Consider the following 26,931-nt stretch of genomic DNA (forward strand, 5'->3'; position numbering starts at 1 on the left):
GAATCAGTACAAGATCAAGCAGCAATGGATCTTTACGAATCTGCAGGCGCTTCACAATGGGTTACTGCATAATTTAGTCAGTAATTAATTATAAGTAATATAGAAAAAGGCCAACAAAGTCTTAGACTTTGTTGGCCTTTTTGCATACAATCTACTGCCACAACCGTATATTGTAGTTATCTACTGTACAATATCAATCATGTTTACAACATAGTATCTTTATTGAAGTACGTTCTTTTGCAATATCACACTACATTTGTTATGTTTAAATAAATAATAATATATGAAAATCTACTAGGGGAGCCTGTATGGCTGAGATGATTTAGTTCAGACCCTTACGACCTGATTTGGTTAATGCCAACGTAGGAAAGTAGTTTAATTTATAATTGAATTGCTTAGCCTTTCTATTAATTAACTACATTCTTACTTGGAATGTAGTTTTTTTATATTTAGGAGGACTAAACGTGTTATTTTCAAAAGAGTTAAAAACAGATGCCAAACCAATCATTGATTACATTTATAATGACCCATTTATACAAGGAATGTTACAAGGTCAATTATCGAAAGATGCTACTAAATTTTATTTAAGAGTAGATGCATCATACTTAAAAGAGTTTGCTAATATTTACGCATTACTTATACCTAAAATGGAGCAAATGGAAGATGTGAAATTTTTAGTTGAGCAGATACAATTTATTGTTGATGGAGAAGTAGAGGCACACGAAATATTGGCTGAATATGTAAATGAACCTTACAATGAAATAGTACAAGAAAAAGTTTGGCCACCGAGCGGCGATCACTATATTAAGCATATGTATTTTAATGCTTTTGCTAAAGAAAATGCAGCATATACAATTGCTGCCATGGCACCTTGTCCATACGTATATCAAATTATTGCACAACAAGCGTTACAAGATCGTACTTTGAATACCAACTCTATTTTGGCAAGATGGTTTGAATTTTATAGTACTGAAATGGATGAACTTGTGCATATTTTTGATAATTTAATGGATAAATTGACACAAAATTGTACGAAACAAGAGAAAGCTGACATAAAAGATTGTTTCTTACAAAGTACAGTTCATGAGCGTAATTTTTTTAATATGTCATTCACAGAAGAAGAATGGACTTATGGAGGGGTTAATAATGAATAAACCTAAAATTGCTTTAACTATAGCAGGTACAGATCCAACTGGCGGCGCAGGCGTCATGGCAGATTTAAAATCATTTCATGCTTGTGGCGTATACGGTATGGCTGCGATTACGAGTATCGTAGCGCAAAACACAAAAGGCGTTCAACATATTCATAACATAGAAACAAGTTGGTTGTCCGAGCAATTAGAAAGCATATTTGATGATGAGTGGCCCCATGCGTTGAAAACAGGCATGATTGCTTCAAAAGAAATGATGGAATTAATACAATATTATTTAAAGCAATATCCAGAGATTCCTTATGTCATTGATCCTGTAATGTTAGCTAAAAGTGGTGACTCATTGATGGATGAGGATGCTAAAGTTGACTTGCAAAACATCTTGTTGCCTTATGCTGCTGTTGCAACACCAAACTTGCCAGAAGCAGAGGAAATAACAGGATTAACGATACAAGATGAATCATCTATTTATAAAGCAGGTAACATTTTCATTAATGAAATTGGCAGTAAAGGTGTTGTAATCAAAGGTGGACATTCAGAGGATTTAGACTTCGCTAAAGATTATTTATTCACTAAAGAAAATGTATGTACTTTTGAAGAAACCCGATTTGATACAAAACATACGCATGGTACAGGATGTACTTTTTCGGCAGTAATTACTGCCGAATTAGCAAAAGGCAAAACAATATATGAAGCAGTGAAAAAAGCAAAACAGTTCGTTTCTTTAAGTATTAAACACACACCTGAAATTGGTCAAGGTAGAGGACCAGTGAATCATTTTGCATATATGAAAGAGGTAGGATTAGATGATGAATAATTTAGAAGCACTCAGAAATAATAACCCATTAGTTATTTGTTATACAAACGATGTGGTTAAAAATTTTACAGCAAATGGCTTATTAAGTTTAGGTGCAAGTCCTGCAATGAGTGAAGCACCAGAGGAAGCGTCAGATATGTTAACACACGCGAATGCTTTACTGATTAATATTGGCACATTGACTAAAGATAGAGAGTCAGACATTTTGAAAATTGCGAAGGTAGCTAATCAGATTGGAACACCAATTGTCTTTGACCCTGTTGCTGTAGGTGCATCACAATATCGCAAAGATTTTTGTGATGCGTTTTTAAGTGAAGTGAAAGTAGCAGTTATTAAAGGTAATGCATCAGAAATTTTAACACTTATTGATAATGATACACAGATGAAAGGTACAGATAGCGATATGAATCTGGATGCTATGAATATTGCTGAAAAAGCTCATATACAATTTGGGACAGCGATTGTTATCACAGGTAAAGAAGATATTGTAGTACACGAAGATAAAATTTTGAAACTTACTAATGGATCGCCTATGCTTACAAAAGTGACAGGTGCAGGCTGTTTATTAGGTGCTGTGATAGCTAGCTTTCTAAAATCCAACCAGCAACCAGAATTAAACCAATTGGTAGAAGCAGTTGCTATATATAATATTGCTGCCGAACATGCCGAAAAGATTTCAAATAATCAAGGACCAGGTGCATTTATAGTTGAATTAATGAATGCTTTATATCAAGTCACATATAATGACTATTTGAATTTAATACGCAGTCAAGAGGTGCAATAATGTTTGATAAAAGAAACCTAAAACTTTATTTTATTTGCGGAACACAAGATATTATAGAAGGTGAATCGATCATTGATGTTGTAACTGAAGCTTTAGAAGCAGGTATAACATTATTTCAGTTTAGAGAGAAAGGGAAGAATGCGTTAGTTGGCGATGATAAAATAATGTTGGCAAAACAATTACTTTCGCTATGCCATCAATACGATGTACCTTTTATAGTAAATGATGATGTGAGTTTAGCTAAGGATATTGATGCAGATGGTGTTCATGTAGGTCAAAATGATTTAGAAGTGAATAAATTTGCTCAACAATTTGAAAATAAAATTATTGGTCTGAGTGTAGGTGATGTAGATGAATACCAAAATTCTGATTTGAAATATGTTGATTATATAGGTGTCGGTCCAATGTTTGCTACGTCATCAAAAGACGACGCAAGTTTGCCAGTTGGTCCAGAAATGATAACACAATTAAGGGATTACGTTAATGATTATCCGATTGTTGCGATTGGTGGCATCAATTTAGATAATGCTCCAGCTATAATTCAAGCTGGGGCAGATGGTGTTTCAATTATTTCGGCTATTGCTCAAAGTCAAAATATTACTGAATCAGTAAGACATTTTTTACAAACTGTTGAATAATGTATAAAAATTTCCTTTTTTGTTTTCTACTTCCCTACGAGTATGATAAAATAAATTCTATGTGAATAAATCATTAGAGGTGGAAAAATGAAGAAGAAAGCGCTACTCCCTTTATTATTAGGTGTAATGGTCTTTTTAGCAGGTTGTGACTACTCTAAACCTGAAAGTAGAGATGGGTTTTTCTATAATACGTTCGTAAATCCAATGGACAATCTTATACATTGGTTAGGAACTAGTTTTAATAACGACTATGGACTAGCAATTATTGTCATTGTATTGGCGATGCGTATCATATTATTACCATTCATGTTATCGAATTATAAAAACAGTCACATGATGCGTGAAAAAATGAAAGTTGCTAAACCAGATATTGATGCAATTCAAGAAAAGGTTAAGCGTTCACGTACGCAAGAAGAAAAAATGGCTGCTAACCAAGAAATGATGGAAGTTTACAAGAAATATGATATGAATCCGATGAAGAGCATGTTAGGTTGTTTACCAATCTTGCTTCAAATGCCAATCATCATGGGACTTTTCTTCGTATTGAAATATCCTTCAAGTGGTGGTTTCACTGAACACCCTGATTTCTTATGGTTTAATTTAGCTCAACCAGATATTTGGATTACGATTATAGCAGGTGTCTTATACTTCTTACAAGCTTATGTTTCAAGTAAGAGTATGCCAAACGAACAGCGTCAAATGGGTTATATGATGATGATTATTTCACCAATTATGATTGTGTGGATTTCATTAAGTTCTGCATCAGCATTAGGTCTATACTGGTCAGTCAGTGCTGCATTCTTGATTGCGCAAACACAAGTAGCGAATATGCATTATTCTAAACTTGCTAAAAAAGAAGTTGCACCGATGATTGAAGCTATGGAGAAAAATAAAGCTGAAACAGCGAGCAAAGGTAAAAACACACAAGTTGTTTCTAAGAAAAATAATAAAAAATAATTTTTTTGAATCCTAAACAAATTTGTAATGAAAAGTCGTCGTAGTTTAAAACTACGACGACTTTTTTGTATTAATTGAAATACCATTCATTAAAAAATTGAGTTATAAATACTTCCATATATTCATGCCTTTGTTGTGCAAGCCGTTTAGCGGTTGGTGTATGCATTAAATCTTTAAGTTTAAACAATTTTTCATAAAAGTGCTTAATAGCTGATGCTGGCAAAGCATCATTATCAATCTCTTTGTTAGATAAATTATCATGGTTTTCTCCTTCTATCCACATGGGCTCTTCAAAATGGCCGGCAAATTGGAAAGTACGAGCGATGCCAATTGCACCGAGAGCATCGAGGCGATCAGCATCACGTACAATTTGGCCTTCCAATGATATGGAAATATCATTATTTTCTCCATTATTATAACTCATATGTTCAATAATATGCAGAATAGCATCTTGCTGTTGTATTGGTATATGAAGTTGAGTCAAAAATTGTCTTAATTTATGCTTTGCTTTGCTAGCATCAGTCAGTTTTGCGTCAACCGTATCATGTAATAAACTAGCTAGTTGAATGGTTAATAAATTTCCAACTTGCTCTTGTTGAGCAATGTGTTTTGCCATTTTGACGACACGCAACACATGAGCGACATCGTGGCCAGTTGTATCATTTTCATGAAATGATTTCATATATATTTGCGCTGAATTGACTATCTCTTGCGTATTCATCTAAACGCCCCCTTTCCATAGAAATAAAGTTATATAAGTTAGTGATTTAATATGATCATTCACTTTATAATAAAGAAGGGGAGTGGGACATAAATCTAATGTTTCTAAATAGATGTCGTCGTCCCGGCCCACCTGGAAAAGCTGACTATAAAATAGGTGATAAGAGTCTTGCAATACCTTCTTTAAATTTAATCCACAAACTTCTCTTCTCATACTGCTCTTTTGTTAGTCGATAGGATACGGCTAAATCTTTTTCAAAAGTAGCTTTAAGTTCTTTTGTTATGAATGTGTCATAAATAAAAGCATTAACTTCAAAGTTTAAAGTAAAGCTTCGATGATCCATGTTTGTAGTACCGACACTCGCAACTTCGTCATCGATAAGTAGTATTTTTGAATGTAAAAATCCATTATCGTAATGGAAAATATTTGCGCCAGCATCTAAAAGTGATGCTACGTTATTATAGGTAGCCCAATATACAAACGGATGGTCAGGTTTATTAGGGACCATGATATTCACATCAACGCCACCTAAAGCTGCGATTTTTATCGCGTCTAAGAATGATTGATCTGGGATAAAATAAGGAGATTGAATATGAATAGATTGTTTAGCTGAAGTAATCATTTTCAAATAACCATATTTGATTTGTTCCCATTCTTCATCTGGCCCACTAGATGCTATTTGGACACCAATTGTACCTCCAGAATCTACATCAGGAAAATAACGTTCAGCGTATTTCAAATTATCACGTGTTGATTGAACATTCCAATCGAGCATAAATCGTAATTGAAGTGCATTGACAGCATCGCCAACGATTCGTAAATGTGTATCTCTCCAGTAACCAAATTTTTTCTTTAATCCTAAATATTCATCACCAACGTTAAAACCGCCAATGTAGCCGATATGTCCATCAATAATTACTAATTTTCGGTGATTTCGGTTGTTCATTCTTAAATTGATTAATGGTAATTTAGAAGGAAAAAAGGCTTCAACTTTGCCACCTTTTTTTCGAAATGATTTAAAATCTTTAAGTGATAAACTACGTGAGCCCATGTCATCATAAAGCATTTTCACTTCTAATCCTTGCTCAAGCTTTTGTTCGAGCGCTGTTAAAATACGTTTACCCAAGTTATCATTTCTAAAGATATAGTATTGAATATGGATATAATCCTTTGCCTCGTTTATATCTTTAATAAGTGCATAAAACTTATCTTTACCATCTGTAAAGATATCAATATCATTGTCTGTTGTTAAAAAGGCAGCATTATTGTATAACAACATTTGAACCATATCTTTAAATTTAACAATTTGATGATTACCTTTTGAAAATTCATCGTTTTTTAAAGCTTCTAATTGTTCATTAACAATCATTTCAATGCCAATTTTATCTTCTTCATCTAAGGTGAAGATACGGTCGCGCTGAATTTGTCGCCCAAACAGTAGATAGATGATAAAGCCTAATATGGGGATGAAAACTAGAACTAACAGCCACGCCCATACAGAGCCAGCTGAACGGCGTTCCATAAAAATAATTGTAAAGGCAAAGATTAGGTTTAATATAAATGCTCCAATAAAAATGATGTTAAGAATAACGTTTGTATTGTTAAACGTTAAAGAAAATATATCTATCATATTAAACCTCCAAAATGCATTTCAGTTATTTAAAATACTATAAAAGTCATAGTTATTGTAACATGGAAATAAGGTTTTATCATTTGACTAATACCACCTAGGGGTATATCATATAATTTAAATTATTAGGAGGCGTGTATTATATGGCGGAAATACAAAAAGCGCATCACTCAGAACAAATTAAATCTAATTTAAAATCAAGATTAAATCGGATAGAAGGACAAGTGAGAGCGATAAATCGCATGGTAGATGAAGATGTATATTGTGATGACGTGCTCACACAAATTAGAGCTACTCGATCTGCTTTAAATGGTGTTGCTACTAAATTACTAGACCATCATATGAAAAGTTGTATTATGGATAAAGTAGAGCAAGGACAACAACAAGAAGCTATGGAAGAACTGTTGGTTACGTTTCAAAAATTAATGAAAGATTAGGCAAGGTGAATGTAGTGGGAAGAAAAGTAATTTATATTTCTGGTATAGAAAATGAGATACAACAAAAACATATCAAACAGTGGCTTATGCAATTACACGGTGTACACCAAGTTAACGTAGAAATAGAAAGCAATAATGGCAAAATTTTCATTGATTTTGAAACCCCAGCAAGTTTAAATAATTTAGAAAAAGAAATTTATGATTTGGGATATGAAATTTTATACTAAAATGAAATATTGAAAAAGATCATACTTTCATTTTAAGTGTTTTTTGTTATTTTAAAAAACTTATTTCACAAAGAAAAACTGTTTTTACAATGTAATTATACAATAAAATTAACTAAATATTTGATTATAATAAAAAAATTTTGAATATAATGTAGTATTTTGTAATTAGATAGGGTAAGATATAGTAGAAGCAAGTAATTTAGGGGTGATGATATGAGTAAAGATAACGAAAAGATTCAAAATGTAGTTAAACTATTATCATCATTAGGGGTAAACATAAAGAAAACGAAATCAAGACTAGAAGTTATGCAAACTTTGCCGACAACTGTGAAAGCCGCTAACGAATTGAAATAGTAAAGTTACCCAAATAAGCGATTGGAGCAGTGTGCTCTAGTCGTTTTTTGTTATACATAGAAGTTATTTTATTAAATAAATGGGATGAAAAAAGAACTGTTACGATCATTGAGATGATTGTAACAGTTCTTTTGGTTAGAAGTAGAAATATAAAGTGACTTCATTCTTAATCTAGTTTTTGAACGTCAGGTGAGTACTGTTTTGGTTGATGATAAGAGATGGATAATAATACACCAATACCACACATTAAACTCCATAAGGAACTACCACCATAGCTTATAAATGGTAATGGAATACCAGTAATAGGTAATAACTGTATTGTCATACCTATATTTTGTAAAACGTGGAATAGAATCAGTGCTGTGTATCCAACAATAAATAATTTGCTGAATGGTAATTCTATTTTAGTCGCAAGTCTAACTAAGTGAAACATTAATCCTAAGAACACTAGAAGTAAAATGACTGAGCCAATGAATCCAAACTCTTCTCCAATAACAGAGAAAATGAAATCAGTATGATTCTCAGGGATATATACTTCACCTTGATTGAATCCCTTACCAAATAGTTGACCAGATCCAATAGCTTTAAGTGACTCTGTTAAATGATAGCCGTCGCCACTGCTATAAGTATAAGGATCTAGCCATGAACTGATACGTCCGAGTTGATAGGTTTTAATGCCTAAACTATTCTCTATAAGGGATGGCTTGAAAATAATAGATAAGATGATACTTGATGCTAAGACAAATACTGCGATAAATAATGGTGCAATTATTTTCCATGTGATACCACTTACTATAATTACGCCAACAATAATGGCGCAAATAACGAGTGTTGTACCCAAGTCATTTTGCAGTAGGATAAGACCCATAGGAATAATGGAAATACCAAAAATTTTCAGTAGTAATTTAAAATCTGTCTCCAATGATTTATTGAAAGTGAATTGATTATGCTTTGAAATTAGTTTAGCAAGCGCTAATATCAACACTATTTTCATAAATTCTGAAGGCTGTACGCTGATTGGACCGAGTTTATACCAACTTTTCGCACCATTTATAATAGGTGTGAACGGTGTTTCTGGAATAATGATTAATATAAATAAGGCTGCACACAGAAGAAAGTACAGTAAATATGTATATTTCATTAGTTTCTTAGGTGAAACTAACATGATTAAAAATGCTATGAATCCACCAAAAACATAATACAGAACTTGTCTAATGCTAAAGTTGGCACTATATTGGCCACCACCCATAGCTGAATTGATTATCGTTACGCTAATAATTGCTAACAATACGAGGAAGCCTACTAAAGTCCAGTCGACCCGTCGTATCCAATGATTGTTTTTTAATTGACGTGAAGTACTCATTTCTTACTCCTTTGAAAAGCTTAGTTTTCTTTAACTTTGTAATATATATAGATTTTACCGAACTTTAATGTATATTGCTAGAAGTAGGGTGCCAAATTGAAAAATTATAATAAGATAACCATATATTGATGAGTTAAAGTGCTTACTTTTAGTGCATAGTAAAGTGCCATTTACTAAATTGAAAAATAAAAAGTTTTTATACTACTTAACAAATGCAAAAAAATATTGAATCGTGATATGATGTAATTTAAGAATTGTATATGGAGGATAAAGTATGGCTAAAGAAAATGTATGTATCGTATACGGAGGAAAAAGCGCGGAACACGATGTTTCAATATTAACAGCACAAAATGTCTTGAACGCAATCGATAAGGATCAATATCAAATAGACATCATTTACATAACAAATGAAGGTGACTGGAAAAAGAAAGAAAATATCGTAGACACTATAAATGAAATAGACACTTTACGTTTAACAGATGTTGCTGCAGGTGAAATCTCTCAACTACTTAGTATTGGTAGCACAGGGAACGCCTATAGTGCAGTTTTCCCAGTATTACATGGACCGAATGGTGAAGATGGTACAATTCAAGGTTTATTTGAAGTATTAGATATACCATATGTAGGAAACGGTGTTTTAGCTGCCTCAAGTTCGATGGATAAACTTGTTATGAAACAATTATTCGCACATAGAGGATTACCTCAACTACCTTATGTGAGTTTTTTAAGAAGCGAATATCATAAATATGAAAATAATATTTTGAAACTTGTACATGACAAGTTAGAATATCCAGTATTTGTAAAACCAGCAAACTTAGGTTCTAGTGTTGGTATTAGTAAATGTAATAATGAAGAAGAATTGAAAGTTGGTATTGAAGAAGCACTTCAATTTGATCGTAAATTAGTAATTGAACAAGGTATTGATGCGAGAGAAATAGAAGTAGCTGTACTTGGTAATGACTATCCTAAAACTACTGCGCCAGGTGAAGTAATTAAAGAGGTAGCATTCTATGATTATAAAGCGAAGTACAAAGATGGAAAAATAAAATTAGATATTCCTGCTGATTTAGATGAAGAAGTGCAAACAACATTAAGAAATATGGCTGTCGAAGCATTTAAAGCGACAGATTGTTCTGGTTTGTTACGAGCGGATTTCTTTGTCACGGAAGACAATCAAATTTTTATTAATGAAACAAATGCGATGCCAGGTTTTACTGCTTATAGTATGTATCCAAGACTTTGGGAAAATATGGGCGTAACATATGCTGAATTGATTGAAAGATTAATTGAATTAGCAAAAGAAAAGCATGAAGATAAGAAACAAAATAAATACAAAATTGACTGAGGCGAATGAATAATGATTGAAGTAACTTTAGAACAAATCCAAGACTGGATTCCATGTGACATTGATAATGAATATTTAGATCATACGATTAAAGGTGTTTCTATTGATTCACGTGTAATCAATAATCAAAATTTATTCATCCCATTTAAAGGTGAAAATGTAGATGGACATAAATACGTCGCACAAGCATTGAAGGATGGCGCAGGTGCAGTATTTCATCAAACAGATGTAACTTTAGATGAAAACATAGACGGTCCAGTGATATGGGTTGAGAATACACTTAAAGCATTACAACAATTAGCTAAAGCTTATTTAGAGTTTGTTGGGCCCCAAGTCATTGCAGTAACAGGATCAAATGGTAAGACGACTACCAAAGATATGATTGAAAGTGTTTTAAAACCACAGTTTAAAGTTAAAAAAACACAAGGCAATTATAATAACGAAATCGGCTTACCTTTAACAATATTAGAATTAGATCAAGATACTGAGATTTCAATTTTAGAAATGGGAATGTCAGGATTCAATGAAATTGAGTTATTGTCAAAATTAGCGAAACCTAATATAGCGGTAATTACTAATATTGGTGAATCACATATGCAAGATTTAGGTTCTAGAGAGGGTATTGCCCAAGCTAAAGCTGAGATTACAATAGGATTAAGCGCAAATGGCGTCTTTATTTATGATGGTGATGAGCCATTATTAGAGTCTCACGTTACGAAAATAGAAGATGCAGATATAGTAAGTATTGGTAAAGACAACGACAACACACTCGTTTGTCAGATTGAAGATATTGAAAACACAGGTATCGCATTTAATATTAACGGAGAAGAGAGATTCGAATTACCAATTTTAGGTGAACATAATATGAAGAATGCAACAATCGCTATCGCTGTTGGTAAAAGATTAGGCTTAAGTTATGACACAATATTTAATAATCTACGTAAAGTAGAACTTACAGGTATGAGAATGGAACAACATTATACCAGTGACAATAAATTAGTAATTAATGATGCATATAACGCGAGTCCTACAAGTATGAAAGCAGCAATTGATACCCTTTCAGTAATGAAAGGTAGAAAAATCATTGTACTTGGAGATGTTTTAGAGTTAGGTCCAGATAGTCAGATTATGCATGAAAATGTAGGTCGATACTTGGAAGGTAAAAATATCGATGCATTATTTACTTTTGGGCAAGCTTCAAATTATATTAGCAACATGGGCAAAGCTTATGTAACACAGGCAGAACATTACGACGATAAGCAAGCTTTGATAACAACTTTACAAGCCTATGTTCGATCTGGCGATAAAATATTAGTCAAAGGTTCTAGAGGAATGAAATTAGAAGAGGTTGTCGAATCATTAATTTAAACATTAACTAAATAACTAGCTGTTAGAATTCGATTAGAAATCTAACAACTGGTTTTTATTTTGCTAAAAAAGGGAAATCTTATATAAGAAAACAAATATTTATAAATTAGGAATACTTGTATGTAACTGATATACTCATATCGAAAAAACGATGTTTCATAAAAGAAGTATACAGTTAAGCTTAATTGCGGTTCCAATGCATTGTTCAGTTATAGAAGTTCCTAATTTTAAGTTAAATAAGGGGTGAATAAACCATATCTCATAAGTAAAATATTCTGACAATTAACAGAATAAATAAATTAATAAATTTTTTTAGAGAGTATAAAGTAAGTTTATGAAAGAAAGTTAAACGCTTACAACCTATATATTTCGGTATTTTTGGTGTTTTAAAATATTTAAAAATAGGTAAAGTTATTGCGTTTAATCAATTTTGGTTTATTGCGATTATATACTTGAGGTGGTACTATTAAGAAGTTGAAGAAACTTAAGTGAACATATATGTATAGAAATACAGATAAATAAAGGAGAATTATATTGCAAAAATTTAAAGAATTAGGGCTCTCAGATAAGATGGCAGAAACCCTAGCATCAATGGGGTTCGATGACGCCACTCCTATACAAAAAGAGAGTATCCCTCTTGCCTTAGAAGGCAAAGACGTTCTTGGTCAAGCGCAAACAGGTACAGGTAAAACTGGCGCGTTTGGTATTCCACTAGTTGAAAAAGTGGCAGGCCAAGAAGGAGTACAATCATTAATCCTTGCACCAACAAGAGAATTAGCTATGCAAGTAGCTGAATCAATCAGAGAATTTGCTAAAGGTCAAAACGTACAAGTTGTTACTGTATTTGGTGGTATGCCGATCGACCGTCAAATCAAATCGCTTAAAAAAGGACCGCAAATCGTTGTAGGTACGCCAGGTCGTGTGATTGATCACCTTAACCGTCGTACATTAAAAACTAATGATATTCATACGCTTATATTAGATGAAGCGGATGAAATGATGAACATGGGCTTCATCGATGATATGAAATTTATCATGGATAAAATTCCAGCTTCACAACGTCAAACAATGCTGTTTTCAGCTACAATGCCAAAAGCTATTCAAACATTAGTTCAACAATTCATGAAAACACCAGTAATTGTTAAAACAATGAATAATGAAATGTCTAATCCACAAATCGAAGAATACTATACAATCGTAAAAGAATTAGAAAAATTCGATACATTTACGAATCTATTAGATGTACATCAACCAGAATTAGCTATTGTATTCGGACGTACAAAACGTCGTGTAGATGAATTAACAAGTGCGTTAATCTCTAAAGGATACAAAGCTGAAGGTTTACATGGTGATATTACTCAAGCGAAACGTTTGGAAGTATTGAAAAAATTCAAAAATGATCAATTAGATATCTTAGTTGCAACAGACGTTGCAGCAAGAGGACTTGATATTTCAAACGTAAGTCATGTTTATAACTTTGATATTCCACAAGATACTGAAAGTTATACACACAGAATCGGCCGTACTGGTCGTGCTGGTAAAAAAGGTATAGCAATCACATTTGTGAACCCAATTGAAATGGATTACATCCGTCAAATTGAACAAGCAAATAAGAGACAAATGACTGCAATGAGACCACCTCATCGTAAAGAAGTGCTTAAAGCACGTGAAAACGATATTAAAGGTAAAGTTGAAAAGTGGATGTCTAGAGAAAATGAACCAAGATTACAACGTATTGCTTCAGAATTAATTGAAGAATATAGTGATGTTGATTTAGTTGCTTCATTATTACAAGAATTGGTTGAATCAAATGACGAAGTTGATGTTCAATTAACATTTGAAAAACCATTATCTCGTGGTAAAGGTGGTCGTCAAGGCCGCGGACCAAAACGTGGCGGTCAAAGCAACAATAAACGTGGCAATAATAAATTTGATAACAAAAATCGTCGTTCAAAAGGCGGATTCAACAATAATAAGAAGAATGAAAAATCTTCTGACAGAAACAATAACAACAAGAAATCAATGAAAGGTCGCACGTTCGCCGACCACCAAAAATAAAAAATAATTTATCATATATGAAATTTAGGTTTAATCATTCCATTTACGTGGAATGATTTTTTTGCACTTTTTGAGAAAATTATCATAAAACTTATGATGAATAATAAATGTCAAGCGCAATATATTTAAAATATAAAAAGATATTTATACGTTTTAAACGAACAATGAAATGACTGTAAAAGCTATGTTATAATAAATTTAAATCTTAATTAAGGAGTGTATATATGACTAACGACCAACTATTTAAGAGAAGTCCTAAACAAGTTATGAAGTACTACTACATAATCGAAGGACTAGAATTTATTGTTAGTTTGATCGTTTCGGTTATTTTAATATTTTTATGGAGTCATTTTAATTGGTGGCATTTTATTGTATATTTAATCGTTGCTTTTATAGTGCTTGGTTTTGTGTGTTTATTGATTAGACCCTGGATTAAATTTAAATACACATATTATAGAATAAAGGGAAATTATATAGAGGTAAAATATGATTATTTTTTTAAATCTAAAAAAATAGTAAAATTAGAACGCACACAGTTTATTGAAAGACAGAATAACCCTATTTTGAAAAAAATGGGACTGTCAAAAACTACATTAATTACTGCTGGTCACAAAGTTAGTTTTCCGCTGATGTCTACAGATGATGCGGAGTCATTCGAATTACTAACACGCAACTACTTGAGAGGAGCTGATTTTGATGTATAATCCTCAAAAGTTACATCCCATTTCTTATTTAACTGGTGTTATTGAAGCTATTAAGCAAAATATCTTTTTAATTATTATTTTTTTAGTATTTAATATTCAGGATTTTGATTTTACAAGTATAACTTCATACATATTTCCAGCTATCGTTTTTGCTTTCTTTTTATTTTCATTTGTAGCACAAGTATTAAAAGTATATAACACGACATATTGGATTGAAAATGACCATTTTATTTTAGCAACTGGTATCTTTACTAAAGAAAGAAAAGAACTTAATATCCGTCGTATACAAACATTAGATACATCACAAGGGATTATAAATCAAATCGTAGGTGGCGTGAAATTACAAATCAAAACACCGAGTGATGGTATTGATTTGGACACTATTTCTAAAAAACAAAGTGAATTAATACAACATACGATTAAAGAAAAGCAGCAAGAATTAACTAGTAAAAATGAAGAACCAGATTTAACTAGAATACCTGAACAAGAGGATAATGAAGATATTCCAGAACAACGATCACAACCGGTGCGTTTATATAAGCTTAATTTTAAAGAATTACTGTTTATGGCATTAACGAGTGGGGCAATAGGTGTGGCGTTTGCAGCAATCTCACCGATAATTGGTGCCTTTTCAGAAGTGATACCATGGGAATGGCTCACTGATGAATTTGCTCGGTTTTCACAAGCGATTTTTGTGGTTGTGTTAATAATGATTGCGACTATCGTTATCGTAAGTTATATACTGGGTACATTGATAGTAATTATAAAAAACTATAATTACACAGTGACACAAAATGATAATCAATTGAATATTCGATATGGTTTATTCAATGTTAAAAGCATCACAGTGCCAACTGATAGAGTTCAAGCTGTAGTCGAAAAACAATCTCTCTTAAGAAAGCTATTCGGTTTTACGTCTATACATTTTGTGATTACGAGCGATATGAATGGTAATGATAAAGGTGATATTTCATTAGATGGAAATGTTATGATTTTACCTTTTATTAAACGCAAAAAAGCATTTGAAATCATTAAAACACTTATTCCCAGTATGGCGTTTGAAAATGCGAAACAGGGTATGCCTTGGAGAGGTTTCCATAGGTACTTTTGGCAAGAAACAGTCATTTTGCTAGTGATTGCAACTATCGTTAATTATTTTTGGTCATCTTGGTCATTTCTTATTGCAGCTGTTATGATTTTACTACTAATTATCCATAGCCTTATAGTTATTAAATCATCTGGATTAAAAGTACGAAATGATGAACTTGTGGTACGCAATGTAACTATATTTGGATTCAAAAACACGTATTTTAAGCATGATAAAATATTAGGTATGGAAATTAAACGAAATCCATTTTTAATTAAGAGTGACTTAGGTAATTTCAATTTTATCATTGCAAAAGCTGCAGGTAATGAATCTGTGGGCTTGAAATTTAATAATTATAAAGAAGTTGAAACACTTCAAAATTGGTATTTGAGAGGTGAGCCTCATGAATGAATATAATTATATGGATAGATCTGGAAAAAAAGTCATGCGTCTCTCGGCATATATCGTAACTACGATATTTGTATTAATTCTAGCAGCTATATATATTGTTAATACAATGTGGTTGGAATGGTTTAATTCTAAAACGTTGATGTGGGTCTTAATTGTTGGTGTAATTATTATCGTAATTCAATTGTTGCTGGGTGCTATTTTAATTCCTACATACCGGTATCGAATTTTTAGGTATAAGCTAGATGGAAATGAAATCATTGTAAGAAATGGATTGTGGTTTGTCTCAGTAATTAAAATTCCGTTATTCAGAATTCAAAATGTCGATACACACGAAGGTATTCTAATGCGCAAATATAAATTAGCAAGTTTAACATTATCGACAGCAGGGGGGAATACTGAGCTTAAACTTATCGACAAAGATATAGCATCTACATTAAAGTACAAAATAAAAAATGTTAATAAAACAATTGAAGCAACTGAAAATGAAGTTTCAGATATTGAATATCCTAAAGATGAGATTAATTTAAAATAAATCATAATCTTTATATGATTGAGGGGAGATTTATGATACACGGTATAGGTATAGATTTAATAGAGATAACAAGAATAGAAAATCTTTATAGCAGACAAGATAAATTGCTAGAACGTATATTAACTATCAATGAACAACAAAAGTTTAATTGTTTCAAAAATGAACAACGTAAAATGGAATTTCTTGCAGGTAGATTTGCTTGTAAAGAAGCTTTTAGTAAAGCATTAGGCACGGGACTGGGTAAAACAGTAGCATTTAATGATATTGACTGTTTCAACGATGAAAATGGCAAGCCTTGTATTGCTTATGAAGGCTTTAAAGTACATGTAAGTATTACACATACAGAACATTATGCCATGAGCCAAGTTATTTTAGAACTTTAATTTATTGAATTTTTTCGATATTTTAGTATGTTTAATTTGGTTATCCTATCATCATTGTTATAAAATTGAGTTATTGTATAAAACTAGCGAAAGTTATTTATTGAAATAGGAGGTATATGCTTAATGTCTGATAAGTATTATAGATCGACGTACTTGAACGTAGATTTAAATGCTATTGTTTCAAATTTTCAAGTATTTCAAACATTACACCCGAATAAAACAGTTATGCCGGTAGTCAAGGCGAATGGTTACGGTCTTGGTAGCATTAAAATTGCACGTCAATTAATGGAAAATGGGGCTGAGTTTTTCGCAGTTGCAACATTAGATGAAGCAATTGAACTTCGTATGCATGGAATTAATGCAAAAATTCTTGTACTTGGAGTTATTCCAACATATAACATAAACAAAGCAATTCAACATCGTGTAGCAATTACGGTGCCATCTAAAGTGTGGCTCGCTGAAGCTATTGAAGAAATTGCAACTGATAATAAAAAAGATTTATGGCTTCACGCTAAATTAGATACTGGCATGGGTAGGTTAGGAATAAAAAATGTAGATGAGTACAAAGAAGTCATTGATTTGATTCAATCACATGCCCATTTAGTTTTTGAGGGCGTGTTTACACATTTCGCATGTGCTGATGAGCCAGGTGATTCGATGAATAAACAACAAGTATATTTTGAAGAAATTGTTGAGCAATTAGAAAAGCCGAATTACATACATTCTCAAAATTCTGCAGGTGCATTAATGAAAGACAGTCAGTTTTGTAATACGGTTAGAATCGGCATATCATTATATGGTTACTATCCTTCAGAGTACGTTAAATCAAAAGTGAAGGTACATTTAAAGCCAAGTGCACAATGGATTAGTGAAGTCGTTCAAACTAAAGTATTGCAAACTGGAGAATCTGTGAGTTATGGAAGTATATATACAGCAAAAAAACCTACAAAAATTGGAATTATTCCAGTAGGATATGCAGATGGTTATCCAAGAATGATGACAGGATTTAGTGTAAATGTGAATGGACATCAATGCGAAGTAATTGGAAAAGTGTGCATGGATCAAACAATTATTAAAATTCCTGAAGAAGTTAATGCAGGTAATAAAGTCATTATAATGGATCACCATAGTGATAGTTCACAATCAGCAGAGGCTCTGGGACGACAGCAACAAACTATTAATTATGAAGTGTTATGTAGACTGAATAGAAGGCTGCCTCGAATATATCATGGGACGCAAGACCTAGAAATTCGCAATGAATTACTAAAATAGTATAGTCACTTAATGTAAAATTTGTTATTATGAGTCTAACAACGAATCTCAATATATTCTATTTTAGTAACATGGAGGTCTTTATTCATGGCAAGTTTTAATCAAAGCAGAAACCATAGTATTGAACAACTATTAAAAGAAGGCTATTCTCAAATGGCCGATTTAAATCTCTCCCTTGCAGCAGAAGCATTTCCATTTGAATGTGAAGCTTGTGATTGCAATGAAGTTTACCTCAGCTCTAAGAATAACAATGAATGATGAGAAGAGGAGACGTTTATTTAGCTGATTTATCACCAGTTCAAGGGTCTGAGCAAGGGGGAATAAGACCTGTCGTTATCATACAGAATGATACTGGAAATAAATATAGTCCTACCGTAATTGTAGCTGCAATTACTGGTAGGATTAATAAAGCTAAAATACCCACACATGTAGAAATAGAAAAAAGTAAATATAAGCTTGATAAAGATTCTGTAATACTGCTTGAGCAGATTAGAACTTTAGATAAAAATAGGCTGAAAGAAAAATTAACATACCTTTCTGATAGTAAAATGAAAGAAGTTAATGTTGCCATTGATATAAGCTTAGGATTACATAATGTTAGAAATAGTAAATCTTGATTTTCAAAGGTTATAAGAAATAATTAATAAAATAGTGAAATAGTGAATTATATATCGATTGCTTATAACATGTAATTACCACTTAATTAGCAATATAATTGTTATTGGAAAATTAAGGGTTTTAGTTTTGTGGTTTAATACCTTTGAGTCGGATGTTTTAAGTTCAAAAGCTTTAGGTTATCCTAAAGCTTTTTTAGGTATTTGGAGCGAGTTTATCATCTATAGCAAGCAACGAATACAAACACGTACAAAGTTTGAATAGGCTCGTTCATTATAAAAGATATTTTTACTTACATACATAGTATGTTTAAACATGTTATAACCGATGTATGCGGTTTATATTTGTATTTTTAGGAGGAATTACTACATGAAAGAATTCAAAAATCAATATAAAGCGCTAATTGACGAAAGTTTACACACTGTAGATGCTACAGATTTAATGAAAAAGTGTGAAAGCTTTACTGATGCAGTGATAAAAAGAGATTTCTTACCAGAAGATATAGTTGAAATTCATAGAGATTATGTCAGAGTCTTAAATTTAAATGAAACTCAAATTTTTGAAACTTTTAATGTACTTAAAGAAGTAGTAAGAGGGTTTGGGTATAGTTATAGAGATTATCAACAATTAGTAAACCGTCTACAATATCACGATAAAGAGATTGATTTAGCTTCTCGTTTGCAGCAAACAATGCTTAAAACGGATATTCCTCAATTTGATAGCATACAAATCGGTGTTATATCAGTAGCAGCGCAAAAAGTAAGTGGTGACTATTTTAACTTAATAGACCATAAAGATGGCACGATGAGTTTTGCAGTGGCAGACGTTATAGGTAAAGGTATACCAGCTGCACTAGCAATGAGTATGATAAAATTTGGCATGGACTCTTATGGTCACTCTCAACTTCCGAGTGATGGTTTAAAGCGTCTCAACCGGGTAGTAGAGAAAAACGTTAATCAGAACATGTTTGTAACGATGTTTTACGGACTATATGAAGAGTTAAATCATTTATTATATTGTAGCTCTGCTGGACACGAACCTGGATATGTATACAGAGCAGAGACTGAAAAATTTGAAGAAATCAGCGTTAGAGGTAGAGTGTTAGGTGTCAGCGAGCAAACTAGATATAAACAACAAGAAATCCCTGTATATTTAGATGACTTAGTTATTATATTTACAGATGGTGTTACAGAAGTTAGAAATGAAGCAGGAGATTTCTTAGATAAAAACCATCTTTTAACTATGATTCATAAATATAAGCACATGCATCCACAAGATATCGTTCAACTTTTATATGAAGCGATTTTGAAAATACAAAACCCTGATAAGAGAGATGATTTAACAATTCTAATTATAAAAAGAGTTAATTAGATTTAACATAGTTAAGGTTAAGTTATTTGATTTAAGGGTATGAAAGCTATTATGAGACTATAATTAGGAGTGTAATGTTATGAATCTTAATATCGAAACGGTAACGCATGATACTCATTACGAGGTTAAAGTTGGCGGAGAACTAGACGTATATACTGTTCCAGAACTAGAAGAAGTTTTAGCGCCGATGAAACAAGAAGGAACTCATGATTTACATGTAAATTTAGAAAATGTGAGTTACATGGATTCAACGGGATTAGGCGTATTCGTAGGTACATTAAAAGCGCTAAATCAACATGATAAAGAATTATATATATTAGGTGTTTCAGATCGAATAAGTCGACTATTTGATATAACGGGATTAAAAGATTTGATGCATGTTAATGAAGGAACGGAGGTCGAATAACATGCAACTTAAACAGGACTATATAGAAATGCGTTTACCAGCATCTGCAGAGTATGTGAGTTTAATACGTTTAACACTGTCAGGCGTTTTTTCACGTGCAGGTGCTTCATATGATGATATAGAAGATGCGAAGATTGCAGTGAGCGAAGCAGTGACGAATGCAGTAAAACATGCATATAAAGATGACCCAGAAGATGTGGGAACGATTAATCTATGCTTTGAAATTTTCGATGATAAAATCAAGATTATAATTTCAGATCAAGGTGAAAGTTTCGATTATGAAGAGACAAAAGCACAATTAGGGCCATATAAAGAAAACGAAAACATAGATTTCCTAAGAGAAGGTGGTCTTGGTCTGTTTTTAATTGAATCTTTAATGGATGAAGTTACAGTCGATAAACAATCAGGCGTAACAATCAGTATGATAAAGTATATTAAAAAAGAGCAGGTGCGAAATAATGGCGAAAGAGTCGAAATCAGTTAATGATGTATCACCTGAACAAATTAACCAATGGATAACACAGCATCAAAATGACGAAAATAAAGATGCTCAAGATAAACTCGTAAGACATTATAGAAAGTTAATCGAATCATTGGCGTATAAATATTCAAAAGGTCAATCTCATCACGAAGACCTCGTTCAGGTAGGTATGGTTGGTTTGATTGGTGCAATAAACCGATTTGACTTATCCTTTGATAGAAAGTTTGAAGCCTTTTTAGTACCAACGGTCATTGGTGAGATCAAGCGTTATTTACGTGATAAGACATGGAGTGTCCACGTACCAAGAAGAATCAAAGAGATTGGACCTCGTATTAAAAAAGTAACTGATGAATTAACGAATGAGTTAGAACGTTCTCCTTCTATTGCAGAAATAGCGGATCGTCTTGAAGTAAACGAGGAAGATGTGTTAGAAGCAATGGAAATGGGTCAAAGTTATAATGCGTTAAGTGTTGACCATTCGATTGAAGCAGACAAAGATGGCTCTACAGTTACTTTACTAGATATTATGGGTCAACAAGATGAAAACTATGATTTAACAGAAAAACGTATGATATTAGAAAGAATTTTACCAATATTAAATGAAAGAGAAAGACAAATTATCCAATGTACATTTATTGAAGGTTTAAGCCAAAAAGAAACAGGAGAAAGAATTGGTTTAAGCCAAATGCATGTTTCAAGATTGCAAAGAACAGCAATCTTGAAATTACAAGAAGCAGCTAATCAATGATTGAATAAAAAATAAAGCAGCTTTCCTATAAATTAGGAAGCTGCTTTATTTTAATTTATATAATAGATGGCTAACGCTTTAATTAAAGCATGACGTTTTGAATAGAGGTTACTATTAAATATGTTAAAATGTTAAAGAAAGTAAAATAAAAGAGAAACAAATGAGCGGAGGATTCTATGGATAGTAATCTAATACAATCTATAAGAGTGAAATACAATTTCACAACAAAGCAAATTAATTCAGTGTTATCACTGCTAGAAGATAAAAATACGGTACCTTTTATAGCTCGCTATAGAAAAGAGCAAACAGGTGGATTAGATGAAGTAGAAATTAAACAAATAGATGATGAATACCAATATATGGTTAACCTTCAAAAAAGAAAAGAAGAAGTTATACATAATGTAGAAGAACAAGGTTTATTAACAGCAGACTTAAAAAATGATATTTTAAAACAAACAAAACTCCAACGTGTCGAAGATTTATATAGACCATTCAAACAAAAAAAGAAAACAAGAGCTACAGAAGCTAAGAGAAAAGGTTTAGAACCATTCGCAAAATGGCTGAAACAATCTAATTTAGATACAACAATAGAAAATAAGGCACAACAATTTTTAAACGAAGAAGTAGAAACTATTGAAGCTGCTATAAAAGGTGCACAAGATATTATTGCCGAGTTAGTTTCGGATGCGCCTAAATATAGAACTAAAATCCTTAAAGATACTTTTCAACATGGCAATATCATTACACAAAAGAAAAAGAATGCCGAAGACGAAAAAGAAACATTTTCAATGTATTATGATTACAGCGAACCAGTGAAAAAAATTGCCAATCATAGAGTTTTAGCTATGAACCGTGGAGAAAAAGAAAAAGTATTATCAGTAAAATTAGAAATGGATACACAAGGCATTGAAAACTTCATTCGCAAAAATGAAATAACTACAAATCATGAAGGCAATTATATAATTGAAGATGCGATTAAAGATAGCTTGAAAAGATTAATCATGCCTTCTATCGAAAGAGAGATAAGAGGAGATTTAACAGAAAAAGCTGAAAACCATGCTATCGATGTCTTTAGTGAAAATTTAAGGAATCTATTGTTACAACCACCAATGAAAGGTAAACAAATACTTGGGGTGGATCCAGCATTTAGAACAGGGTGCAAACTTGCAGTTATTAATCCATTTGGTACATTTGTAGCAAAAGGCGTGATGTATCCGCATCCTCCAATTAATAAAAAATCAGATGCTGAAAAAATATTCGTTAAATTTGTTAAAGATTATGATGTAGAACTTATCGCAATAGGCAACGGGACGGCTAGTCGTGAAACTGAACAATTTGTAGCATCTATGATTCAAGAACATCATTTGAAGGTGCAATTTATTATTGTGAATGAAGCGGGCGCGTCAGTATATTCTGCATCAGAAGTCGCTAGAACAGAATTTCCGGATTTCCAAGTTGAAGAACGTAGTGCAGTTTCAATTGGTAGAAGAGTGCAAGACCCATTGAGTGAACTTGTTAAAATCGATCCTAAATCAATTGGTGTAGGTCAATATCAGCATGACGTTAATCAAAAAGCGCTTGAAGCAGCATTAACATTTGTGGTTGAAACAGCAGTGAACCAAGTAGGTGTGGATGTTAATACAGCTTCACGTTCACTACTCCAATATGTTTCTGGACTATCACCAACGATTGCACAAAACATAATCAACTATCGCGAAGAAAACGGAGCAATCAAACATAACAAAGACATTGCGAAAGTTAAGCGTTTAGGTGCTAAAACATTTGAGCAAAGTATTGGATTTTTAAGAATCATCGATGGTAGTGAACCATTAGATAATACTTCAATTCACCCTGAAAGTTACAGAGCAACGTATCAATTGTTAAACGAAATCAATATGAAAGCTGAAGATCTTGGCACAGAAAATTTGAAATCAGCATTAAATCACTTAAATACTGAAGAAATGGCTGAAAAATTGAATATAGGTCAACCGACATTAGAAGATATTATAAAATCGTTGATTGCCCCAAATAGGGATCCACGCGATGAATTTGAAACACCTATTCTAAAATCAGATGTCTTATCAATCGAAGATTTATCAAAAAATATGAAACTAAGCGGTACAGTTAGAAATGTTGTGGATTTTGGTGCTTTTGTAGACATTGGAGTCAAACAAGATGGGCTTGTACATGTTTCTAAACTGTCTAGGAAGTTTGTAAAGAACCCAATGGATATTGTTAGTGTTGGAGATATTGTAGATGTCTGGATACTTGATATTGATGACAAAAAAGGTAAGGTATCATTAACTATGATTGATCCACATGGACAATGATACTCTCCAAAGATTAACGGAGACTATATCTGAAACTTACTTTAAGCGTTCATTTAAACATAAAGCTTATTTTAATAAACGCTTAAAAACTACAGGTGGTCGCTACTTATTACATTCTCATAATATTGAAATTAACGATAAGCAGTATACTAAATTTGGTGAAAAAGCAGTTGAAGATATTATTAAACATGAATTGTGTCATTATCATTTGCATATACAAGGAAAGGGATATCAACACAAGGATAAGGATTTTAAAGCGTTGAGTAAGTTAACAGGTGCTCCAAGGTTCTGTTCAGCAGTAGAAAAATATGAAGACCGAGCAAAGTATATTTATAAATGTGATACATGCGGTGCCCGATTTCCGAGAATACGAAAAGTAAACACGAAAAAAATGGCGTGTGGACATTGTAAAGGTAAATTGATTCAACATGATATTTTGCAATAATAATAGTTATTATAAAAAGGCGAGCTAAAAATATTGATTTTAGCTCGCTTTTTTTATTTTGAAGTAAAAATAAAGGTGGAATTCAAGTGAGAAAGACCTATTTAAGTGATTTTTAATGTGTATTTTAACATCAATAGTTAAATGCAACATATAACTAGATCATTTTACTCATTTTTGTTTGCTTTTTCTGTTGACGATGACACGAATATATTATAAGATAATAAACGTTGCGAAATTAATAGGCAATTGAGTTAAGTAAGTATTAACTTTATTAAATTAACTTTAAAAACATGTTGACAAGATATTAAAAATATATTACAATATTAAATGTTAACTTAATAAACAAACCGTTTTGCGAGCGGCCGTGGCGGAACGGCAGACGCGCTAGGTTGAGGGCCTAGTGGGAGAAATCCCGTGGAGGTTCAAATCCTCTTGGCCGCATCAAAAATATTACATATAATTAATATGCGGGTGTAGTTTAATGGTAAAACCTCAGCCTTCCAAGCTGATGTTGTGGGTTCGATTCCCATCACCCGCTCCAATAGAAGCATTAATGAACATTGAAAACTGAATTGCAATATGTCAACGTTAATTCCGAACGCAACATTAAATTGTTGGTTCAAACGTGTTAGAGATAACACACAAATTAGTATTTTATGAGCTAATCAAACATCATAATTCATTTATGGAGAGTTTGATCCTGGCTCAGGATGAACGCTGGCGGCGTGCCTAATACATGCAAGTCGAGCGAACGGATAAGGAGCTTGCTCCTTTGAAGTTAGCGGCGGACGGGTGAGTAACACGTGGGTAACCTACCTATAAGACTGGAATAACTTCGGGAAACCGGAGCTAATGCCGGATAACATTTGGAACCGCATGGTTCTAAAGTAAAAGATGGTTTTGCTATCACTTATAGATGGACCCGCGCCGTATTAGCTAGTTGGTAAGGTAATGGCTTACCAAGGCGACGATACGTAGCCGACCTGAGAGGGTGATCGGCCACACTGGAACTGAGACACGGTCCAGACTCCTACGGGAGGCAGCAGTAGGGAATCTTCCGCAATGGACGAAAGTCTGACGGAGCAACGCCGCGTGAGTGATGAAGGTTTTCGGATCGTAAAACTCTGTTATTAGGGAAGAACAAATGTGTAAGTAACTGTGCACATCTTGACGGTACCTAATCAGAAAGCCACGGCTAACTACGTGCCAGCAGCCGCGGTAATACGTAGGTGGCAAGCGTTATCCGGAATTATTGGGCGTAAAGCGCGCGTAGGCGGTTTCTTAAGTCTGATGTGAAAGCCCACGGCTCAACCGTGGAGGGTCATTGGAAACTGGGAAACTTGAGTACAGAAGAGGAAAGTGGAATTCCATGTGTAGCGGTGAAATGCGCAGAGATATGGAGGAACACCAGTGGCGAAGGCGACTTTCTGGTCTGTAACTGACGCTGATGTGCGAAAGCGTGGGGATCAAACAGGATTAGATACCCTGGTAGTCCACGCCGTAAACGATGAGTGCTAAGTGTTAGGGGGTTTCCGCCCCTTAGTGCTGCAGCTAACGCATTAAGCACTCCGCCTGGGGAGTACGACCGCAAGGTTGAAACTCAAAGGAATTGACGGGGACCCGCACAAGCGGTGGAGCATGTGGTTTAATTCGAAGCAACGCGAAGAACCTTACCAAATCTTGACATCCTTTGAAAACTCTAGAGATAGAGCCTTCCCCTTCGGGGGACAAAGTGACAGGTGGTGCATGGTTGTCGTCAGCTCGTGTCGTGAGATGTTGGGTTAAGTCCCGCAACGAGCGCAACCCTTAAACTTAGTTGCCAGCATTTAGTTGGGCACTCTAGGTTGACTGCCGGTGACAAACCGGAGGAAGGTGGGGATGACGTCAAATCATCATGCCCCTTATGATTTGGGCTACACACGTGCTACAATGGACAATACAAAGGGCAGCTAAACCGCGAGGTCATGCAAATCCCATAAAGTTGTTCTCAGTTCGGATTGTAGTCTGCAACTCGACTACATGAAGCTGGAATCGCTAGTAATCGTAGATCAGCATGCTACGGTGAATACGTTCCCGGGTCTTGTACACACCGCCCGTCACACCACGAGAGTTTGTAACACCCGAAGCCGGTGGAGTAACCATTTATGGAGCTAGCCGTCGAAGGTGGGACAAATGATTGGGGTGAAGTCGTAACAAGGTAGCCGTATCGGAAGGTGCGGCTGGATCACCTCCTTTCTAAGGATATATTCGGAACATCTTCCTTGAGAAGATGAGAAGGAATGACATTGACATATTG

27 protein-coding genes, 2 tRNA genes, 1 rRNA gene and 1 riboswitch are annotated in these 26,931 nt (G+C 33.4%); of the genes, 27 read left to right on the forward strand and 3 right to left on the reverse strand.

What is annotated here, in order from left to right; genetic code table 11:
• Nucleotides 1–286 precede the first annotated feature (286 nt).
• Nucleotides 287–386: riboswitch (TPP riboswitch) on the forward strand.
• 78 nt (nucleotides 387–464) lie between these two features.
• From tenA to yidC, 5 genes are all read left to right on the forward strand, one after another.
• Nucleotides 465–1,154, forward strand: a complete 690-nt coding sequence (gene tenA / locus ACA31_RS06950) for a thiaminase II (protein ID WP_057512619.1) — start codon at nucleotides 465–467, stop codon at nucleotides 1,152–1,154.
• Complete coding sequence (gene thiD, locus ACA31_RS06955) at nucleotides 1,147–1,968, forward strand: bifunctional hydroxymethylpyrimidine kinase/phosphomethylpyrimidine kinase (RefSeq protein WP_057512620.1); 822 nt, start codon at nucleotides 1,147–1,149, stop codon at nucleotides 1,966–1,968. Before tenA ends, thiD begins: the two co-directional genes overlap by 8 nt.
• Entirely contained in the window at nucleotides 1,961–2,752 is a 792-nt protein-coding gene (thiM, locus tag ACA31_RS06960; protein WP_057512643.1) for a hydroxyethylthiazole kinase, read from the forward strand. The genes thiD and thiM overlap by 8 nt, the downstream gene beginning before the upstream one ends.
• Nucleotides 2,752–3,390, forward strand: a complete 639-nt coding sequence (thiE, locus tag ACA31_RS06965; protein WP_057512621.1) for a thiamine phosphate synthase — start codon at nucleotides 2,752–2,754, stop codon at nucleotides 3,388–3,390. The genes thiM and thiE overlap by 1 nt, the downstream gene beginning before the upstream one ends.
• 87 nt (nucleotides 3,391–3,477) lie before the next feature.
• Nucleotides 3,478–4,347, forward strand: a complete 870-nt coding sequence (gene yidC / locus ACA31_RS06970) for a membrane protein insertase YidC (protein WP_057512622.1) — start codon at nucleotides 3,478–3,480, stop codon at nucleotides 4,345–4,347.
• A 70-nt stretch (nucleotides 4,348–4,417) separates the two neighbouring features.
• Here the strand turns inward: yidC and ACA31_RS06975 are convergent, their stop codons facing one another.
• Both ACA31_RS06975 and cls read right to left on the reverse strand, forming a co-directional pair.
• A complete protein-coding gene (locus ACA31_RS06975; RefSeq protein WP_057512623.1) occupies nucleotides 4,418–5,068 on the reverse strand; it encodes an HD domain-containing protein in 651 nt (216 codons plus the stop codon).
• 145 nt (nucleotides 5,069–5,213) lie between these two features.
• Entirely contained in the window at nucleotides 5,214–6,698 is a 1,485-nt protein-coding gene (gene cls / locus ACA31_RS06980; protein WP_057512624.1) for a cardiolipin synthase, read from the reverse strand.
• A 143-nt stretch (nucleotides 6,699–6,841) separates the two neighbouring features.
• Between cls and csoR the strand changes: the two genes are divergently transcribed.
• The 3 genes from csoR (at nucleotide 6,842) to ACA31_RS13275 (ending at nucleotide 7,716) form a co-directional block, all read left to right on the forward strand.
• Nucleotides 6,842–7,135, forward strand: coding sequence for a copper-sensing transcriptional repressor CsoR (gene csoR, locus ACA31_RS06985; RefSeq protein WP_057512625.1), 294 nt, complete (start codon nucleotides 6,842–6,844; stop codon nucleotides 7,133–7,135).
• 14 nt (nucleotides 7,136–7,149) lie between these two features.
• A complete protein-coding gene (gene csoZ, locus ACA31_RS06990; protein ID WP_057512626.1) occupies nucleotides 7,150–7,362 on the forward strand; it encodes a putative copper chaperone CsoZ in 213 nt (70 codons plus the stop codon).
• Nucleotides 7,363–7,575: 213 nt separating this feature from the next.
• Nucleotides 7,576–7,716, forward strand: coding sequence for an Lmo0850 family protein (locus ACA31_RS13275; protein ID WP_002507098.1), 141 nt, complete (start codon nucleotides 7,576–7,578; stop codon nucleotides 7,714–7,716).
• Nucleotides 7,717–7,882: 166 nt separating this feature from the next.
• Here ACA31_RS13275 and rodA read toward each other — a convergent pair whose 3' ends face one another.
• The gene (rodA, locus tag ACA31_RS06995; protein WP_057512627.1) at nucleotides 7,883–9,079 is read right to left on the reverse strand and encodes a rod shape-determining protein RodA; all 1,197 of its coding nucleotides are present in this window, start codon (nucleotides 9,077–9,079) and stop codon (nucleotides 7,883–7,885) included.
• A gap of 274 nt (nucleotides 9,080–9,353) precedes the next feature.
• Here rodA and ACA31_RS07000 point away from each other — a divergent pair, with 274 nt between their 5' ends.
• The 19 genes from ACA31_RS07000 to ACA31_RS07090 all read left to right on the forward strand — a co-directional run bounded on the left by ACA31_RS07000 (nucleotide 9,354) and on the right by ACA31_RS07090 (nucleotide 26,870).
• Complete coding sequence (locus ACA31_RS07000) at nucleotides 9,354–10,424, forward strand: D-alanine--D-alanine ligase (protein ID WP_057512628.1); 1,071 nt, start codon at nucleotides 9,354–9,356, stop codon at nucleotides 10,422–10,424.
• A gap of 12 nt (nucleotides 10,425–10,436) precedes the next feature.
• A complete protein-coding gene (locus tag ACA31_RS07005) occupies nucleotides 10,437–11,792 on the forward strand; it encodes a UDP-N-acetylmuramoyl-tripeptide--D-alanyl-D-alanine ligase (protein ID WP_057512629.1) in 1,356 nt (451 codons plus the stop codon).
• A 534-nt stretch (nucleotides 11,793–12,326) separates the two neighbouring features.
• The gene (gene cshA / locus ACA31_RS07010) at nucleotides 12,327–13,850 is read left to right on the forward strand and encodes a degradosome RNA helicase CshA (protein ID WP_057512630.1); all 1,524 of its coding nucleotides are present in this window, start codon (nucleotides 12,327–12,329) and stop codon (nucleotides 13,848–13,850) included.
• Between the two features lie 224 nt (nucleotides 13,851–14,074).
• Nucleotides 14,075–14,554, forward strand: a complete 480-nt coding sequence (locus ACA31_RS07015) for a PH domain-containing protein (protein ID WP_057512631.1) — start codon at nucleotides 14,075–14,077, stop codon at nucleotides 14,552–14,554.
• Nucleotides 14,547–16,052, forward strand: coding sequence for a PH domain-containing protein (locus ACA31_RS07020; protein WP_057512632.1), 1,506 nt, complete (start codon nucleotides 14,547–14,549; stop codon nucleotides 16,050–16,052). Before ACA31_RS07015 ends, ACA31_RS07020 begins: the two co-directional genes overlap by 8 nt.
• Nucleotides 16,045–16,584 (forward strand): PH domain-containing protein, encoded by a 540-nt coding sequence (locus ACA31_RS07025; protein WP_057512633.1) that lies wholly within the window; start codon nucleotides 16,045–16,047, stop codon nucleotides 16,582–16,584. The genes ACA31_RS07020 and ACA31_RS07025 overlap by 8 nt, the downstream gene beginning before the upstream one ends.
• A 32-nt stretch (nucleotides 16,585–16,616) precedes the next feature.
• The gene (gene acpS, locus ACA31_RS07030) at nucleotides 16,617–16,967 is read left to right on the forward strand and encodes a holo-ACP synthase (RefSeq protein WP_057512634.1); all 351 of its coding nucleotides are present in this window, start codon (nucleotides 16,617–16,619) and stop codon (nucleotides 16,965–16,967) included.
• A 123-nt stretch (nucleotides 16,968–17,090) separates the two neighbouring features.
• The gene (gene alr, locus ACA31_RS07035; RefSeq protein ID WP_057512635.1) at nucleotides 17,091–18,239 is read left to right on the forward strand and encodes an alanine racemase; all 1,149 of its coding nucleotides are present in this window, start codon (nucleotides 17,091–17,093) and stop codon (nucleotides 18,237–18,239) included.
• 87 nt (nucleotides 18,240–18,326) lie between these two features.
• Complete coding sequence (gene mazE, locus ACA31_RS07040; protein WP_002507108.1) at nucleotides 18,327–18,497, forward strand: type II toxin-antitoxin system antitoxin MazE; 171 nt, start codon at nucleotides 18,327–18,329, stop codon at nucleotides 18,495–18,497.
• Nucleotides 18,494–18,856: a type II toxin-antitoxin system PemK/MazF family toxin gene (locus tag ACA31_RS07045; RefSeq protein ID WP_057512636.1), complete on the forward strand. Its 363-nt coding sequence runs from the start codon at nucleotides 18,494–18,496 to the stop codon at nucleotides 18,854–18,856. Before mazE ends, ACA31_RS07045 begins: the two co-directional genes overlap by 4 nt.
• Before the next feature lie 367 nt (nucleotides 18,857–19,223).
• Complete coding sequence (locus ACA31_RS07050) at nucleotides 19,224–20,225, forward strand: SpoIIE family protein phosphatase (protein WP_057512637.1); 1,002 nt, start codon at nucleotides 19,224–19,226, stop codon at nucleotides 20,223–20,225.
• Nucleotides 20,226–20,304: 79 nt separating this feature from the next.
• The gene (locus ACA31_RS07055; RefSeq protein WP_057512638.1) at nucleotides 20,305–20,631 is read left to right on the forward strand and encodes an anti-sigma factor antagonist; all 327 of its coding nucleotides are present in this window, start codon (nucleotides 20,305–20,307) and stop codon (nucleotides 20,629–20,631) included.
• A 1-nt stretch (nucleotide 20,632) separates the two neighbouring features.
• The gene (gene rsbW / locus ACA31_RS07060) at nucleotides 20,633–21,115 is read left to right on the forward strand and encodes an anti-sigma B factor RsbW (protein WP_057512639.1); all 483 of its coding nucleotides are present in this window, start codon (nucleotides 20,633–20,635) and stop codon (nucleotides 21,113–21,115) included.
• Nucleotides 21,090–21,860: an RNA polymerase sigma factor SigB gene (gene sigB / locus ACA31_RS07065; RefSeq protein WP_057512640.1), complete on the forward strand. Its 771-nt coding sequence runs from the start codon at nucleotides 21,090–21,092 to the stop codon at nucleotides 21,858–21,860. Before rsbW ends, sigB begins: the two co-directional genes overlap by 26 nt.
• A 176-nt stretch (nucleotides 21,861–22,036) precedes the next feature.
• Nucleotides 22,037–24,190, forward strand: coding sequence for a Tex family protein (locus ACA31_RS07070; RefSeq protein ID WP_057512641.1), 2,154 nt, complete (start codon nucleotides 22,037–22,039; stop codon nucleotides 24,188–24,190).
• Nucleotides 24,180–24,635, forward strand: a complete 456-nt coding sequence (locus ACA31_RS07075) for a SprT family protein (RefSeq protein ID WP_057512642.1) — start codon at nucleotides 24,180–24,182, stop codon at nucleotides 24,633–24,635. The genes ACA31_RS07070 and ACA31_RS07075 overlap by 11 nt, the downstream gene beginning before the upstream one ends.
• A gap of 358 nt (nucleotides 24,636–24,993) precedes the next feature.
• A tRNA-Leu gene (locus tag ACA31_RS07080) sits at nucleotides 24,994–25,076 on the forward strand.
• 26 nt (nucleotides 25,077–25,102) lie between these two features.
• Nucleotides 25,103–25,176 (forward strand) — tRNA-Gly (locus ACA31_RS07085).
• A 141-nt stretch (nucleotides 25,177–25,317) separates the two neighbouring features.
• Nucleotides 25,318–26,870, forward strand: a 16S ribosomal RNA gene (locus ACA31_RS07090).
• The last annotated feature ends 61 nt before the right edge of the window (nucleotides 26,871–26,931 follow it).

The sequence above is a fragment of the Staphylococcus sp. NAM3COL9 genome (genome assembly GCF_001431205.1).
Taxonomy (GTDB): domain Bacteria; phylum Bacillota; class Bacilli; order Staphylococcales; family Staphylococcaceae; genus Staphylococcus.

Bases quoted from the DNA above. Each gene is read 5' to 3' on its own strand.
- ACA31_RS07020 (WP_057512632.1), top strand. From the start codon at position 14,547: ATGTATAATCCTCAAAAGTTACATCCCATTTCTTATTTAACTGGTGTT.
- ACA31_RS07055 (WP_057512638.1), top strand. From the start codon at position 20,305: ATGAATCTTAATATCGAAACGGTAACGCATGATACTCATTACGAGGTT.
- sigB (WP_057512640.1), top strand. From the start codon at position 21,090: ATGGCGAAAGAGTCGAAATCAGTTAATGATGTATCACCTGAACAAATT.
- ACA31_RS07015 (WP_057512631.1), top strand. From the start codon at position 14,075: ATGACTAACGACCAACTATTTAAGAGAAGTCCTAAACAAGTTATGAAG.
- ACA31_RS07075 (WP_057512642.1), top strand. From the start codon at position 24,180: ATGGACAATGATACTCTCCAAAGATTAACGGAGACTATATCTGAAACT.
- ACA31_RS13275 (WP_002507098.1), top strand. From the start codon at position 7,576: ATGAGTAAAGATAACGAAAAGATTCAAAATGTAGTTAAACTATTATCA.
- acpS (WP_057512634.1), top strand. From the start codon at position 16,617: ATGATACACGGTATAGGTATAGATTTAATAGAGATAACAAGAATAGAA.
- thiE (WP_057512621.1), top strand. From the start codon at position 2,752: ATGTTTGATAAAAGAAACCTAAAACTTTATTTTATTTGCGGAACACAA.
- cls (WP_057512624.1), bottom strand. From the start codon at position 6,698: ATGATAGATATATTTTCTTTAACGTTTAACAATACAAACGTTATTCTT.
- thiM (WP_057512643.1), top strand. From the start codon at position 1,961: ATGAATAATTTAGAAGCACTCAGAAATAATAACCCATTAGTTATTTGT.
- ACA31_RS07070 (WP_057512641.1), top strand. From the start codon at position 22,037: ATGGATAGTAATCTAATACAATCTATAAGAGTGAAATACAATTTCACA.
- mazE (WP_002507108.1), top strand. From the start codon at position 18,327: ATGGCAAGTTTTAATCAAAGCAGAAACCATAGTATTGAACAACTATTA.
- ACA31_RS06975 (WP_057512623.1), bottom strand. From the start codon at position 5,068: ATGAATACGCAAGAGATAGTCAATTCAGCGCAAATATATATGAAATCA.
- ACA31_RS07050 (WP_057512637.1), top strand. From the start codon at position 19,224: ATGAAAGAATTCAAAAATCAATATAAAGCGCTAATTGACGAAAGTTTA.
- thiD (WP_057512620.1), top strand. From the start codon at position 1,147: ATGAATAAACCTAAAATTGCTTTAACTATAGCAGGTACAGATCCAACT.
- alr (WP_057512635.1), top strand. From the start codon at position 17,091: ATGTCTGATAAGTATTATAGATCGACGTACTTGAACGTAGATTTAAAT.
- ACA31_RS07000 (WP_057512628.1), top strand. From the start codon at position 9,354: ATGGCTAAAGAAAATGTATGTATCGTATACGGAGGAAAAAGCGCGGAA.
- csoR (WP_057512625.1), top strand. From the start codon at position 6,842: ATGGCGGAAATACAAAAAGCGCATCACTCAGAACAAATTAAATCTAAT.
- rodA (WP_057512627.1), bottom strand. From the start codon at position 9,079: ATGAGTACTTCACGTCAATTAAAAAACAATCATTGGATACGACGGGTC.
- yidC (WP_057512622.1), top strand. From the start codon at position 3,478: ATGAAGAAGAAAGCGCTACTCCCTTTATTATTAGGTGTAATGGTCTTT.
- ACA31_RS07025 (WP_057512633.1), top strand. From the start codon at position 16,045: ATGAATGAATATAATTATATGGATAGATCTGGAAAAAAAGTCATGCGT.
- rsbW (WP_057512639.1), top strand. From the start codon at position 20,633: ATGCAACTTAAACAGGACTATATAGAAATGCGTTTACCAGCATCTGCA.
- ACA31_RS07045 (WP_057512636.1), top strand. From the start codon at position 18,494: ATGATGAGAAGAGGAGACGTTTATTTAGCTGATTTATCACCAGTTCAA.
- ACA31_RS07005 (WP_057512629.1), top strand. From the start codon at position 10,437: ATGATTGAAGTAACTTTAGAACAAATCCAAGACTGGATTCCATGTGAC.